This is a genomic window from Pseudomonas sp. EL_65y_Pfl2_R95 (genome assembly GCF_963971045.1).
In the GTDB taxonomy this organism is placed as follows: Bacteria; Pseudomonadota; Gammaproteobacteria; order Pseudomonadales; family Pseudomonadaceae; genus Aquipseudomonas.
In genome coordinates this window covers 121,080-134,308 of the sequence record NZ_CAXAOV010000003.1, presented here as the reverse complement: position 1 = coordinate 134,308, position 13,229 = coordinate 121,080, and the positions used below count along the sequence as shown (strand labels likewise).

The window sequence follows — 13,229 nt, the reverse complement described above, 5'->3', positions numbered from 1 at the left end:
AATCCTATCAGCCCTAACCTTAGCACCCACCGATGTCCCCAAGCGTCAGGCTACTGTTGAAGATGGCCATAGAGGCGTGCATACAGCCCGCCATCAGCGATCAATTGATGATGATCACCGTCTTCAGCAATGCGTCCACCATCGAAAACCAATACCCGGTCAGCTTGCTTCACCGCAGACAGGCGGTGGGCAATAATCAGCGTGGTGCGCCCAACGAGGAAGCTGCTCATTGCCTTGTGCAAGGCGTACTCTGTGGCAGCATCCAGCGCAGAGGTCGCCTCATCGAGAATCACCACCTTTGGTTCGGCCAGCACCATGCGGGCGATAGCCAGGCGCTGACGTTGACCGCCGGACAAGCGCACGCCAGATCGCCCAACAATGCTGTCGAGGCCCTTGGGCAACTGGCGAATCGTCGCGGCCAGTTGGGCTATTTCCAGTGCATGCCAGCAGGCATCATCACTGCGCTCACGGCCCATGCATAAATTGGCGCGTACCGAATCGTTAAACAGTGCGGGATGCTGCAGCACCACGGCCACATTCTCGCGCACCTGCTCAAGTCCAATGGCTTGCAGGCTAGAGCCGCCATAACGAATCGAACCACTTTGTGCGCTATACAGCCCCAGCAACAACTGCACCAAGGTGCTTTTACCGCCGCCGCTGGCACCGACGATGGCGACCTTTTCACCCGGTGCAATGCGCAGGTTAAGTTCGTCGAGTACCGGTTCATCCTGATAAGAAAAGGTCAGCTGTTCGATCTCGATGCCAACAGTCGCTCGACCATCGAAAGGATCAGCGCCACCCGGATATTGCGGCTCATCATTGCGCGCAAGCAGCTCATTGATGCGTGACAGCGCACCACCTGCTGCATAGAAAGCGTATTGCAGGCTGAGCAACTGCTCCACGGGGCCGATCATAAACCACAGGTAGCTGAACACCGCGAGCATCTGCCCGATTGACAGGTCAGAGAACAGCACGGTAAGCATGGCCGCCGCTCGGAATACATCGATCCCGAACTGGAATAGCAAGCCACTGGCCCGACTTGATGCATCGCTTTTCCACTGCGATGCGACGGCAAAATTACGCACTTCCTGGGCGCGTGCGCCTAGCCTGCCAAGAAAGAATCCTTGACGATTGCCCGCCCGAATTTCCTGAATGGCGTCCAGGGTTTCGGTCAATGTCTGGGTAAAGCGGGAGGTGCTGTCGTTTTCCAGTTTCTTCAGGTGTTTGACCCGTTTGCCGAGCTGCACTGTGGCGTAGATCACCAGCGGGTTGAACAACAGAATCAACATGGCTAGCTGCCAGTGCATCCACAGCAATATGGCCGAGGTGCCAGCCAGCGTCAGGATCGCCACCAGGAATCGGCTGAGGGTTTCACCGGCGAACTTATCCAGCGTGTCGAGATCGGTCACCAGGTGAGTGGTCACTGTGCCGCTGCCAAGACTTTCGTATTCAGCCAGGGAGATGCGCTTTAGCCGCTCGATAAGTCGCACGCGGATGCGATAGACGATGTCTTTTGATAACCGGGCAAACAGACGTGCTTGCAGCACATTGAAAACCAACGCACTGGCGCGCAGTACGAAAGTCAACGCCAACATCAAACCGATGTAACCGACCGCGCTTTGCCAGGCGACAGGTAGAAAGTTGTTCATCACCTGCAATGCTGAATCGCCCTGCTTAAGCAAGACCTCATCAACCAACAGGGGTAACAATAGGGGTATCGGTACGCTGCACAGGGTTGCCAGCACGGCAATGCCATTGGCTAGGAACAAGGCTTTACGGTGACGCAAAGCCAGGCGACGAATTTCCGCCCAGCTCAACTGGTCACGCATTGGCAGCGCGCTCTAACCAACGAGCCAGTAATGGTGACAAACGTTCAAGCGGCTGATAGCCATTAGTCACCAATGCAAGTTGGCCGTCACGCTCAGCCAGCAGCGTTGGAAAACCCGCAATGCCCAGATCTTGAACCCAGGTAAAGTCAGCCGCTGTGGCGGCATGCTGCTCGGCGCTGTCGAATGCTTCAGCAAAAACAATCCGCGGCAAACCGACCTTTTCCGCCAGTTCAACCAAAACGCTGGCTTGGGTGACATCCCGACCTTCGGCATAGAACGCTTGCTGAATCAACTTAACCAGCGGCCATGCGCTTTGCGGATCAAGGCTGCGCGCCGTGACCAAGGCCCGGCACGCAGGCTCGGTGTCGTAAACAAAGCCATCTGGCAAGGCGCCGTCAAACTTGAAGGGCTGCCCTGTCGCCTGTGCAACAGCCTGCCAATGCTCAAGGATGTAATTGCGCGTGGTGGTGTCCAACGCCGCGCCACTGCCGGTGCGTAAACCACCGGCAATCAGGTGCAGTTCCACGCCTTGCGCTTGCGCCTGCTCTGCGAGGGATTGAAAGACCGGAGCAAAGCCCCAGCACCACGAACACATCGGGTCCATCACATAGAGCAAGCGAGTTTGCATGGCTTAGCCTTGATTTTTTAGACGCGGATTGAAGCCTAAGGGATGCGGCATATTGCGTTGTTTGGCCAGTTCGATCTGCTTTTGCCGCTCTCGGGCGCCCGCGCGCGTCTTCTCCGGCAGTGAATCCCAGCAATAGGGGCAACTCACGCCTGGTGTGTAAAATTCAGATTCACGGTCAATCGCTGAGATCGGCGTGCGGCAGGCGTGGCACTGGTCGTATTCACCTTCCGTCAAGTCATGGCGAACCGTGACGCGGTTGTCGAACACAAAGCAGTCTCCCTTCCAGCTCGACTCATCCTGCGGCACTTCTTCAAGGTATTTAAGAATCCCGCCTTGCAGGTGATAAACCTCCTCATACCCTTGATTAAGCATGTAGCTGGAGGCTTTTTCGCAGCGAATACCGCCGGTGCAGAACATCGCGACCTTCTTGTGCTTGGCCGGATCGAAATTGGCTTTGATGTAATCCGGAAACTCGCGGAAGGTTTTGGTCTTTGGGTCGATAGCCCCCTCGAAGGTGCCAATCGAAACCTCGTAATCATTGCGGGTATCGATCAGCAGCACCTCTGGATCAGCTATTAGCGCGTTCCAGTCTTTAGGCTCGACATAGGTGCCCACTTGCTTGTTGGGGTCGACACCCTCAACACCCAGCGTGACGATTTCTTTCTTCAGTTTGACCTTGGTGCGATAGAACGGCTGCTCATCGCAATACGACTCTTTGTGATCGACATCGGCCAGCCGTGGGTCCAGGGCAAACCAGGCGAATAACCCGTCAATCCCTGCGCGGCTGCCGGAAACAGTACCGTTGATGCCTTCTTCGGCAATCAGCAGTGTACCTTTCACGCCGTTTTCGATCAGGGTGTTGAGCAGCGGCTCACGGAGTTCGTGGAAATCTGGCAGCGAGACGAATTTGTACAGGGCTGCCACGACAATCTTGTCGGTCATGCTTTTATTTCCTCAGTAGTCGCCCACGTAAAGGGCGGACTGGCGATTGATTAACAGGTCGTAGTTTAACGTTTTTTTAAGCCGCCCGCGCAGGGTGCGACAACAGGAAGCTTTTCCAAAGGAGCGCGCACACCATTGGCCGTTAATAATGGCTCGTGTAGGGTGTGTCAACGCGAAGCTTGGCCACCGTGGCGTTGCGAATTCGTGAGCATGTGTGGCGGCGAATGGTGGCCGAAAAAGGCGTCGACCACTCTACAAAAGCGTCAAGCTACAGCCTTCACTGGTCGTGCTTGCTGCCGCCGAGGCAGGTGGGCGACGCCGGGGCATCTCCGTTTTTGGCCCACTCCTGGGCGGTGTAGGTATGCAGCGCCAGGGCATGGATCTGGCCCATCAAGTCGCCAAGGCTGGCATAGACTTTCTGGTGACGCTTCACCGCATTCAATCCTTGAAACTGCTCACTGACGATAACCGCCTTGTAGTGCGTCTCAAGACCACGGCTGTGCATATGGCTTTCATCCAAAACTTGCAAATGCTCAGGTTGCAAGGTGGTAAGTGCGGCCTCAAGCTGCGCTTGTTTGGTCATCATTAACTCCAAAATACGCACGCGATACCCAATGACTGGGTTATCGCCACGTAAAAAAAATGGCTCAGGCCCTGAGTTTACGAAGTGTAAAGCTCAAGCCAAAGCCATTTTTCAACATCCGGCAATAAATGCCTGAATGCGCCGCCGATTAGGACTTTTTAGGGCCTAACTCTTTGGTCATATCTTCCAGCAATTTATTTACCTTAGGCACCGCAGGTTCCAGCTTGCCTTGGGTCAATTCGGCCGACTGTGCAGTCAGGCGCGGCATGGTTTTCAGCACTTTCTCACCCACTGGCGACTCGTAGAACTTGATCAGTTCCTTAAGCTCTTGCTCAGTGAAGTTGCTGGTGTAGAGCTTAACCAGATCGGGCTTAACCTTGTTCCAGCTTATCGACTGGTCGAGGACCGCGTCTGCTTTAGCCTGATAAGACTCAAGTACCGCCTTCTTTTCACCGCCAGCACCACTTTGTGAGTAGCGCTGGGCAAACATTTGCTGCACTTGCGCATATACCGGAACAGCGAGCTTGTCGGCGTGGGCTAATTGCAAAAAGCGCTCAGCATCGGCTGCGTGGCTGGCTGCATCTGCGAATACCTGAGCACTGGCGCAGGACAGCACAGCAGCTAGGCATAGAACCGGAAAACGAGGCATTGGCGACTCCTAACAAAGGTTTGAATCGAGTTTGACAGCCACTACAGGCATTTTGTGCCCGAGCAGTTAACAATTCGCAAAATCATTGCGATCACTGCACCAAAAGCAGGGCCTGTGCGGACGCCAACCCACCCTTTTAGGATAAATTCTCTGGACGTGAAACAGTTTGCTTAGCAAAGGCACGCTTGGCGTCGCAAATACTCTATTATCTGATTACTGCCGCGCGCCCGCGCGAACCCCACACGGATGTGTACGATGAACAGCGCCATTCATAGTCCCGTTTTTGCTCAGAAAGACCTATGCCTGAAAAACGGCATGCTCAATCCTGACGCCATTGGCTGGTCAAATCGTCCGCAAATCAACTGCACGCTCTTGCAGCACAAGGGTCGGCGCAAGCGCTGGAACCATTGGTGTTTCACCACTCCAACGTGGATGCTTTCGGTCACTCAAGCCAATCTCGATTACGTGGGCTATGGCGCAGCTTATTTTCTCGACCTTGTTACCGGGGAATCAGCAAGTTTCAGCCAAATGCGTGCCCTCGCCCGAGGTTGCACATTGCCTGACCATCCCCAGCAAAGCCACGCATTCAGCCACCGCAACCTCTCGTTCCAGCTCAATGAATACCCAGGGCGTGCCTGCTTGAGCCTGAGTGCCAGCAATTTAGGGGGGCATCCCATTGAGATCCTGCTGGATATTCAACGGCCAACCCACCTGGAGTCGGTCAATTTGGTCGCCCCAATGGGGCCTGGTACTTTTCATGCGACCTGCCGTCAACTTGGTTTGCCCGTAAGTGGCAGCGTGCAACTGGGCGATCGCCTGTACACCTGTGAAGCTGGACACAGCTTTGCGTCGATGGATTTTGGCCGCGGTGTCTGGCCGCTTAACAGTCACTGGAAGCGTGCAGCCTTTGCCGCCCCGGGTGGAATTGCCGGAAATTTTGGCACCCACTGGACTGATTACAGCGGCCTGTCAGAGAACGCATTGTGGTTTGGCGGTGAGCTGCAACAGATCACCCACAATGTCGAGCTGACGCCTCTAGGTAAAGGCCGACTGGCAAACTGGCGGATTGAGACGGCTGACAAGCAGGTACACCTCACCTTCACCCCGCGTCAGCTGCATCACGCCTCCCCTCATGTTGGCCCGCTTTTCGCCGACACCCGCCAGTGGTTTGGACACTTCGACGGCGAACTTCTCAGCCCTCAAGGTGAGCACGTGCCGGTCAACGCAGCACTTGGCTGGCTGGGCGCGACCGACGCGCGCTGGTAAACCGATAAGCGCGTGAGATTTTCCAAACAGCTACGCCTCGGGAACCTGTTACCGTTAAATGCAGCCTAAACTGCCACGAACGGTAATTGGAGGAGTGTCATGAGTCCTAACAACACAGGCCCGACCGAAACTACCCGGACCAAGCCAGGCCGGACCGAGACAGACAGCATCGGCCCAATTGAAGTCCCTGAAGATGCCTATTGGGGCGCTCAGACCCAGCGCTCGTTAATCAACTTTGCGATTGGCCAAGAGCGTATGCCCTTGGCGGTACTACACGAACTGGCGCTGATCAAAAAGGCTGCAGCGCGGGTAAATGATCGCGTTGGCGACCTGCCACAAGACATCGCCCGCCTTATCGAACAAGCCGCCGACGAAATCATCAGCGGGCAGCACGATGACCAGTTCCCACTTGTGGTGTGGCAGACTGGCAGTGGCACCCAAAGCAATATGAACGTGAATGAAGTGATTGCCGGGCGCGCCAATGAGCTGGCCACTGGCGAACGGGGCGGTAAAAGCCCTGTCCACCCCAATGACCACGTCAACCGCGCACAAAGCTCCAACGACAGCTTCCCAACCGCCATGCACATTGCCACGGCGCGGGCGATTACCCAGCAACTGCTTCCGGCCATCGCTGAGCTGTCTGGCGGTCTCGCCGAACAGTCGGCGCGGCACGCCAAGCTGGTCAAGACCGGCCGCACCCATTTAATGGATGCGACCCCCATCACCTTTGGGCAAGAGCTGTCAGCCTATGTGGCCCAGCTAGATTACGCTGAGCGTGCGATTCGCGCCGCCCTTCCCGCGGTATGTGAATTAGCCCAAGGCGGCACAGCAGTGGGTACGGGGCTGAATTCACCTCCGGGCTTTGGTCAGGCAATCGCTGCCGAGCTCGCCGCCTTGAGCGGCTTGCCGTTGACCAGCGCCCCCAACAAGTTCGCCGCATTGGCAGGCCACGAGCCGCTGACCAGCATGTCGGGCGCGTTGAAAACCCTGGCAGTGTGCTTGATGAAAATCGCCAACGACCTGCGCTTGCTCGGCTCAGGGCCGCGCGCAGGGTTTGCGGAGGTGAAGTTGCCGGCCAATGAACCGGGCAGCTCGATTATGCCCGGCAAGGTTAACCCAACGCAGTGTGAAGCCTTATCAATGCTGGCCTGTCAGGTATTGGGCAATGATGTCACCATTGGCTTTGCTGCCAGTCAGGGCCACCTGCAGTTGAATGTGTTCAAGCCCGTGATCATTCACAATATTCTGCAATCAATCCGCTTGCTGGCCGATGGCTGCAGTAACTTTCAGCAGCACTGCATCGCGGGTCTGCAACCTGATGCGCAGCAAATGGCCAAACACCTCGAAAACGGCTTGATGCTGGTCACTGCGCTCAATCCGCATATTGGTTACGACAAGGCCGCGGAAGTCGCGAAAAAGGCTTATCACGACGGCACCACCTTGCGAGAGGCTGCCATTGAATTGGGCCACCTGAGCGCTGAAGAATTTGATCAATGGGTTCGCCCGGAGAACATGCTCGAACCCCACCACGACTAAGCACGGCGCAGGGCTTGGTCAAATCCAAGCCTTGCGTCATTTAATCACCGTCAAAACAATGCCGAAAGCCCGCTAAATCCAGGCAAAAAAAGAGACAAAACAACCACTTGTCGCCCTACATAGCACCTTGATAGCAAAGTTCAGATTGCCAGTTACACTGATTAAAAATCGTGTTTCAAGTCGCCCCTGAGAAATGTAGCGCAGTTGTTTTTCAGGGGTCCCAACTGAGGATGGACCCATGCTAGGCCAACGCGCTATCGACCCCGGCCCCGACACTCACTATCGCAGTGATCGCATCAGCTCAGTCAATGGTCATTATTTTTTTTCGACCCGTGAAGGCACTCTGGAAGGCCCTTACTTCACCCGCATCGACGCCGAACACAATATCGACCGTTACGTGCAGCGCATGATTCAGTCGCACCAGCTGATTGAAAGCCGCGCTTTCTAGCTCTTCTGGCCAGCGTTTTTTCATTCCGTGGATGACGCTCTTTTCGGCCACCATTTGCAGCCACAAATACTCGATATATTTGCACCCCTCGGGTGGCCACGCTTCGCGTTGACACACCCTCAGGCTACGGAGCCACGCGCACGCTACGCTTGATATGCCTCAAACAGCCCCGCTGCGCCCATGCCACCGCCGACACACATGGTCACAACCCCATAGCGCACTTCGCGGCGCTGAAGCTCACGGATCATGTGCCCGACCAACCGAGAACCGGTCATGCCAAACGGGTGACCAATCGAGATCGAGCCGCCATTGACGTTGTATTTCTCGTTATCAATGCCCAGCTCATCACGGCAATAAAGGCACTGCGACGCGAAGGCTTCATTGAGCTCCCACAGATCAATATCAGCCACACTTAGACCTTTGGCCTTAAGTAATTTAGGCACGGCAAATACCGGACCGATGCCCATTTCATCCGGCTCACAACCGGCCACGGTAAAACCACGGAAATAGGCCTTCGGCTTGAGGCCCAACTCAAGGGCTTTCTCCAGGCTCATGATCAAGGTCATTGAAGCGCCATCCGACAACTGCGAGGCGTTGCCCGCCGTAACCGAGCCATCTTCAGCAAATACCGGTTTCAAGCCCTGAAGGCTTTCGAGCGTGGTGTCCGGACGATTGCAGTCATCATGCTCGACCACGCCTTCAACAATCGATTTCTCGCCCGTGGCTTTATCTTCGACTGAATAGCTCACATTCATCGGCACGATTTCATCGGTGAACAGTCCAGCCTGCTGTGCCTTGGCGGTACGCTGCTGGCTCTGCAGGGCGAAGGCGTCCTGCGCCTCACGACTGATGTTGTAGCGTCGCGCCACAACTTCGGCTGTGCGGCCCATGGGGTAATAAATACCCGGCACGTTTTCCTGCAGAATCGGGTTGTAAAGGTTGTCCATGTTGACGCTTTTCATGGTCATGCTGATCGACTCAACGCCGCCTGCGACAATCACGTCGCTGCAACCTGAGGCGATCTGGTTGGCGGCAATCGCAATGGACTGCAAGCCGGAAGAACAGTAGCGATTAAGCGTCATACCGGCGACGTGGGTACCGAGGCCGGACAATACCGCGACGTTACGGCCGATGTTCATGCCTTGCGCGCCCTCGTTAGAACCGGCGCCGACAATGCAATCATCAACCAGCTGCGGGTCAATCCCGGTACGCTCAAGCAAGGCATTGACACAGTGGGCGGCCATGTCATCGGGGCGGGTCATATTGAATTTGCCGCGGAATGACTTGGCCAGACCGGTTCTTACACTTTCGACAATCACTACTTCACGCATAGCTGTTCTCCATGATGAGCTGGGATAAGTGCGCGGCCGGGCGAGTGCGCCGCGATATGTGTCCTGAGCATAAGTTCGTACAATGCCGGTGCGCGATGACTATTCATAATGCATATGTCACCAGACATATGAACCTGTACCTGCGGCATGCATAAACCGCCCGCTAGCCTTTAGCAAAGGCCGCCTCAAGTGCTTCATTGATGGTACGTATCACCTTAACCCGGGCAAAGTGCTTGTTATTGGCCTCAACCAGCGTCCATGGGGCTATCGAGGTGCTGGTGCGATCAACCATATCCCCGACTGCATCACGGTACAGCGGCCACTTCTCGCGGTTACGCCAGTCGTCTTCAGTAATTTTAAATCGCTTGAACGGAATTTTCTCACGGGCTTTAAAGCGCTCCAACTGAGTGTCTTGATCAATTGCCAGCCAGAATTTGACGACCACCGCACCCGCCTCAGTCAGCTGCTCTTCGAAATCATTGATTTCGCCATAGGCCCGCAGCCAATCAGCGGGCGAGCAATACCCTTCCACCCGCTCAACCAGTACTCGCCCATACCAGGAACGGTCGAATACACTGAACTTACCCCGCGCCGGAATATGTCGCCAGAAACGCCACAAATAGGGTTGGGCCAACTCTTCGTCGGTCGGCGCAGCAACGGGAATGATCCTGTACTGACGCGGATCCAATGCGGCGGCAACACGACGGATTGCCCCACCTTTACCCGCCGCATCATTGCCCTCAAACACTGCAACCAGCGAATGCTTACGCATGCGCCTGTCACGCATCAGGCCAGATAAGCGCGCTTGCTCAATCGCCAGCACCTCTTTGTAGTCTTCCTTCTCCAGCGTCTGGGTCATGTCCAGGCTATCAAGCAAGCCATTGCCTTCAAGCGATGAAATCAACGGCGCTGCATGGGGTTGCGGCACGGGACGCTCTGTTTTGTTGAGGGCCGCCTGCAGGCCTTCCAGCAGGATTTTGCCAACCGTCAGGTTGCGGTAGTTTTCATCCACCCCTTCAACCACATACCAAGGCGCATAATCGCGGCTGCTGCGACGCAGAACACGTTCACCGTAGCGGACAAATTTGTCGTAAGTCTTCGACTGTTGCCAGTCCAGCGGGCTGATGCGCCAGCTGTGCAGCGGATCGTCCTTGAGGGTTTTAAGGCGCGCATTCATGTGGTCTTTGGACAGGTGAAACCAGAACTTGAAAATAAGCGCGCCTTCATCACAGAGCATACGTTCAAGCCCTTCGGCGGTGTCGATCGCTTGATCGAGCCCGGCATTTTTGAAGCGCCCATGGACGCGTGCCTGAAGCATCTGGCTGTACCAGTTGCCAAACATGATGCCGATGCGGCCTTTGGCAGGTAACTGACGCCAATAGCGCCAAGCGGGTGGCCGTGCCAGCTCCTCATCCGTTTGCTGATCGAAGGTGTTGACCTCAATCAACCGCGGATCCATCCATTCGTTGAGCAATTTGACTGTCTCGCCTTTCCCGGCACCTTCCACCCCGTTGATCAGGATGATGACCGGGAAGCGCTTCTGTTGCTGCAGTTCGTACTGCGCCTCAAGCAATGCTTCACGCAGTGCCGGTTCGGCATCATCGAAGGTTTCCTTGTCAATGGTGCGACCAATCTCTGCAGACTCGAACATAGGCTTCTCCTTGAGCTGATGGCTTCAGCCTAGCGGATTACCGCAGGTGTTGTCTCACAGCTTTAGCCATTAGGAAGCCGATCGCGCCTGATATTCAGTGTGCAGAATCGGCTAGAATGCACGGCTGAATCTCCGAGCAAAGACCATGACCCAGCGAGTGCAACACCCACCCCAGTTTGAACACGCGCAACTTGACTGGGATGATCAGGGCCGCCCGCTTTCCTCGGTGTTTGATGATGTGTATTTCTCGCCGCAGCAAGGTATTGAGGAAACCCGCCATGTGTTTTTGCACAATAATGACCTCGCCCAACGCTTTGGCAGCCTCGCAGACCATCAGCACCTGACCATCGCTGAAACCGGCTTTGGTACCGGCTTGAATTTTTTCTGCGCCTGGCAGCTGTTTGAACAACATGCGCCGCCCAGCGCCCGCCTGCATTTTGTCAGTGTCGAAAAGTACCCATTGAGCCACGATGACCTGCAGCGCGCCTTAAGCCTGTGGCCGGAACTGGCACCTGTTACTCAGCCCCTGCTAGCCCAATATGTCGCGATTCATCCGGGGTTTCAGCGCTTGCAGTTCGACAATGGCCGCATCACCCTCGACCTGCTGATCGGCGACGCCAGCGAGATGCTCAGCCAACTGGATGCACGCGTCGATGCGTGGTTTCTGGACGGTTTTGCCCCGGCGAAAAATCCAGAGATGTGGTCGACACAATTGTTTGCTGAAATCGCCCGGTTGTCAGTCGCAGGTACAACCCTTGGCTCTTTTACCAGCGCCGGTGATGTGCGCCGCGCGCTGAAGGACGTTGGCTTTAAAATCAAGCGTGTGCCCGGTATTGGCGGCAAATGGCATGTGCTCAGGGGTCAGTTTATTGGCCCGCAAGAGCAATCGACCGATGCGCTCAGCCCGCCATCAACCAGCCCGATTAGACATTGGTTTTCGCGCCCACCGCTGAATAACTCAAAACGCCATGCATTGGTGATCGGCGCAGGCCTTGCCGGTTGCGCTACGGCCGCCAGCCTGGCTGCGCGGGGCTGGCAGGTGAGCTTGCTGGAACGCCACAAGGCAATCGCCCAAGAAGCGTCGGGCAACCCACAAGGTGTGCTGTACCTCAAGCTCTCCGCCCACGGCACCGCCCTGTCGCGTTTGATCGTCAGTGGCTTTGGCTACACACGGCGCTTGCTTGAACGCTTGGACAAAGGCCAGGATTGGAGTGACTGCGGCGTCTTGCAACTGGCGTTTAATTCGCAGGAACACAAGCGTCAAACTAAGCTTGCCGCGGCATTTCCGCCAGGACTGCTGCAACAAATCGATCAGACCACTGCCACGCAACTTGCCGGTATCGAATTACCTGCCGGCGGTTTGTTTTATCCCGATGCCGGCTGGGTTCATCCGCCTGCGTTGTGTGAGTTGCTCAGTCGTCATCCAAACATAAGCTTGCTCAGCCAGCACAACGCGCTGCAACTCGTTCGTGTGGACAACCAGTGGCAGGCCTGGGATGGCGAACAGTTACTGGCCAGCGCCGAAGTGGCCGTTCTGGCCGGCGCCGCCGAGATCAAGCATTTCGCCCAAAGCGCTGAATTGCCACTGAAACGGATTCGAGGGCAAATCAGCAGCCTGAAAAAGACAGCGGCAAGTGGCGCGCTGAGTACGGTTGTCTGTGCCCAGGGCTACATCGCCCCAGCCCGACTCACCGAGCACACCTTGGGCGCCAGCTTTGACTTTGACAGTGACGACCTGAGCCTTAACAGCGCCGATCACATCGGCAACTTGCAGATGCTTGAGGAGATTTCACCCGATCTCAGTGCCCGCCTGAATGTTGCCGAGCAAGACCCGCAAAGCCTTGCAGGACGCGCCGCGTTTCGCTGCACCAGCCCGGATTACCTACCCATCGTTGGTCCGTTGGCTGATCAGCAGGCTTTTCTCGACAGCTATAACGCCCTCAGCAAAAACGCCAAGCACGTCCCCGACACTCCTTGCCCGTGGCTTGAAGGCCTATACATCAACAGCGGTCACGGCTCCCGCGGTTTGATTACCGCAGCGCTTTCGGGTGAGCTAATCGCCGCTTGGCTCAATGACGAACCCTTGCCTGTACCCCGTGATGTTGCAGAAGGCTGCCACCCAAACCGCTTCGCCTTACGCAAGCTAATCCGCAACCTTTAATGCGCAACACACGCCCATGGATGTATCCATCGGCAACAGCAAACACCCAAGATATTTGCAACTCCCGCAGGGGGGATGACGCTCTTTTCATCCACCATTGGCAACCCCAGAATACGCGATATATTTACAACCCAATGGTGAACAAGCTTCGCGTTGTCACACCCTACGCACTGCCATACCGACCCAAATAATTCAACGAATTTGC

The 13,229-nt window shown here is 55.9% G+C and carries 11 protein-coding genes; 4 read left to right on the top strand and 7 right to left on the bottom strand.

The genetic code is table 11. From position 1 onward, the window contains the following. Positions 1-50: 50 nt before the first annotated feature. The 5 genes from AACY09_RS11430 to AACY09_RS11410 form a co-directional block, all read right to left on the bottom strand. Positions 51-1,829, bottom strand: a complete 1,779-nt coding sequence (locus AACY09_RS11430) for an ABC transporter ATP-binding protein (RefSeq protein ID WP_339488090.1) — start codon at positions 1,827-1,829, stop codon at positions 51-53. Then, a complete protein-coding gene (locus tag AACY09_RS11425; protein WP_339488704.1) occupies positions 1,822-2,424 on the bottom strand; it encodes a DsbA family protein in 603 nt (200 codons plus the stop codon). The genes AACY09_RS11430 and AACY09_RS11425 overlap by 8 nt, the downstream gene beginning before the upstream one ends. Before the next feature lie 36 nt (positions 2,425-2,460). After that, the gene (gene trhO, locus AACY09_RS11420; RefSeq protein ID WP_339488089.1) at positions 2,461-3,399 is read right to left on the bottom strand and encodes an oxygen-dependent tRNA uridine(34) hydroxylase TrhO; all 939 of its coding nucleotides are present in this window, start codon (positions 3,397-3,399) and stop codon (positions 2,461-2,463) included. Between the two features lie 277 nt (positions 3,400-3,676). Beyond that, positions 3,677-3,982 (bottom strand): BolA family protein, encoded by a 306-nt coding sequence (locus AACY09_RS11415; RefSeq protein ID WP_339488087.1) that lies wholly within the window; start codon positions 3,980-3,982, stop codon positions 3,677-3,679. Positions 3,983-4,130: 148 nt separating this feature from the next. After that, complete coding sequence (locus AACY09_RS11410) at positions 4,131-4,631, bottom strand: DUF2059 domain-containing protein (protein WP_339488085.1); 501 nt, start codon at positions 4,629-4,631, stop codon at positions 4,131-4,133. A gap of 255 nt (positions 4,632-4,886) precedes the next feature. On the opposite strand from AACY09_RS11410, the gene AACY09_RS11405 reads away from it, so the two are divergent. The 3 genes from AACY09_RS11405 to AACY09_RS11395 all read left to right on the top strand — a co-directional run bounded on the left by AACY09_RS11405 (position 4,887) and on the right by AACY09_RS11395 (position 7,881). After that, positions 4,887-5,897 carry a DUF2804 domain-containing protein gene (locus AACY09_RS11405; RefSeq protein ID WP_339488083.1) on the top strand — a complete coding sequence of 337 codons (1,011 nt, stop codon included), beginning with the start codon at positions 4,887-4,889 and terminating at the stop codon, positions 5,895-5,897. A gap of 99 nt (positions 5,898-5,996) precedes the next feature. Continuing rightward, a complete protein-coding gene (locus AACY09_RS11400; protein ID WP_339488082.1) occupies positions 5,997-7,433 on the top strand; it encodes a class II fumarate hydratase in 1,437 nt (478 codons plus the stop codon). 238 nt (positions 7,434-7,671) lie between these two features. Next, positions 7,672-7,881, top strand: a complete 210-nt coding sequence (locus AACY09_RS11395) for a DUF6316 family protein (protein WP_339488081.1) — start codon at positions 7,672-7,674, stop codon at positions 7,879-7,881. A gap of 143 nt (positions 7,882-8,024) precedes the next feature. On the opposite strand, the gene AACY09_RS11390 is transcribed toward AACY09_RS11395, so the two are convergent. Beyond that, positions 8,025-9,212: a thiolase family protein gene (locus AACY09_RS11390; protein WP_339488079.1), complete on the bottom strand. Its 1,188-nt coding sequence runs from the start codon at positions 9,210-9,212 to the stop codon at positions 8,025-8,027. A gap of 163 nt (positions 9,213-9,375) precedes the next feature. Then, positions 9,376-10,863, bottom strand: a complete 1,488-nt coding sequence (gene pap / locus AACY09_RS11385) for a polyphosphate:AMP phosphotransferase (protein WP_339488077.1) — start codon at positions 10,861-10,863, stop codon at positions 9,376-9,378. Between the two features lie 145 nt (positions 10,864-11,008). Here pap and mnmC point away from each other — a divergent pair, with 145 nt between their 5' ends. Next, complete coding sequence (gene mnmC, locus AACY09_RS11380; RefSeq protein ID WP_339488076.1) at positions 11,009-13,024, top strand: bifunctional tRNA (5-methylaminomethyl-2-thiouridine)(34)-methyltransferase MnmD/FAD-dependent 5-carboxymethylaminomethyl-2-thiouridine(34) oxidoreductase MnmC; 2,016 nt, start codon at positions 11,009-11,011, stop codon at positions 13,022-13,024. The last annotated feature ends 205 nt before the right edge of the window (positions 13,025-13,229 follow it).

Excerpts from the sequence above, each read along its gene's own strand:
- mnmC (WP_339488076.1), top strand. The coding sequence starts at position 11,009 with ATGACCCAGCGAGTGCAACACCCACCCCAGTTTGAACACGCGCAACTT.
- AACY09_RS11425 (WP_339488704.1), bottom strand. The coding sequence starts at position 2,424 with ATGTGTTCGTGGTGCTGGGGCTTTGCTCCGGTCTTTCAATCCCTCGCA.
- AACY09_RS11400 (WP_339488082.1), top strand. The coding sequence starts at position 5,997 with ATGAGTCCTAACAACACAGGCCCGACCGAAACTACCCGGACCAAGCCA.
- AACY09_RS11390 (WP_339488079.1), bottom strand. The coding sequence starts at position 9,212 with ATGCGTGAAGTAGTGATTGTCGAAAGTGTAAGAACCGGTCTGGCCAAG.
- AACY09_RS11410 (WP_339488085.1), bottom strand. The coding sequence starts at position 4,631 with ATGCCTCGTTTTCCGGTTCTATGCCTAGCTGCTGTGCTGTCCTGCGCC.
- trhO (WP_339488089.1), bottom strand. The coding sequence starts at position 3,399 with ATGACCGACAAGATTGTCGTGGCAGCCCTGTACAAATTCGTCTCGCTG.
- AACY09_RS11395 (WP_339488081.1), top strand. The coding sequence starts at position 7,672 with ATGCTAGGCCAACGCGCTATCGACCCCGGCCCCGACACTCACTATCGC.
- AACY09_RS11415 (WP_339488087.1), bottom strand. The coding sequence starts at position 3,982 with ATGACCAAACAAGCGCAGCTTGAGGCCGCACTTACCACCTTGCAACCT.
- pap (WP_339488077.1), bottom strand. The coding sequence starts at position 10,863 with ATGTTCGAGTCTGCAGAGATTGGTCGCACCATTGACAAGGAAACCTTC.
- AACY09_RS11405 (WP_339488083.1), top strand. The coding sequence starts at position 4,887 with ATGAACAGCGCCATTCATAGTCCCGTTTTTGCTCAGAAAGACCTATGC.
- AACY09_RS11430 (WP_339488090.1), bottom strand. The coding sequence starts at position 1,829 with ATGCGTGACCAGTTGAGCTGGGCGGAAATTCGTCGCCTGGCTTTGCGT.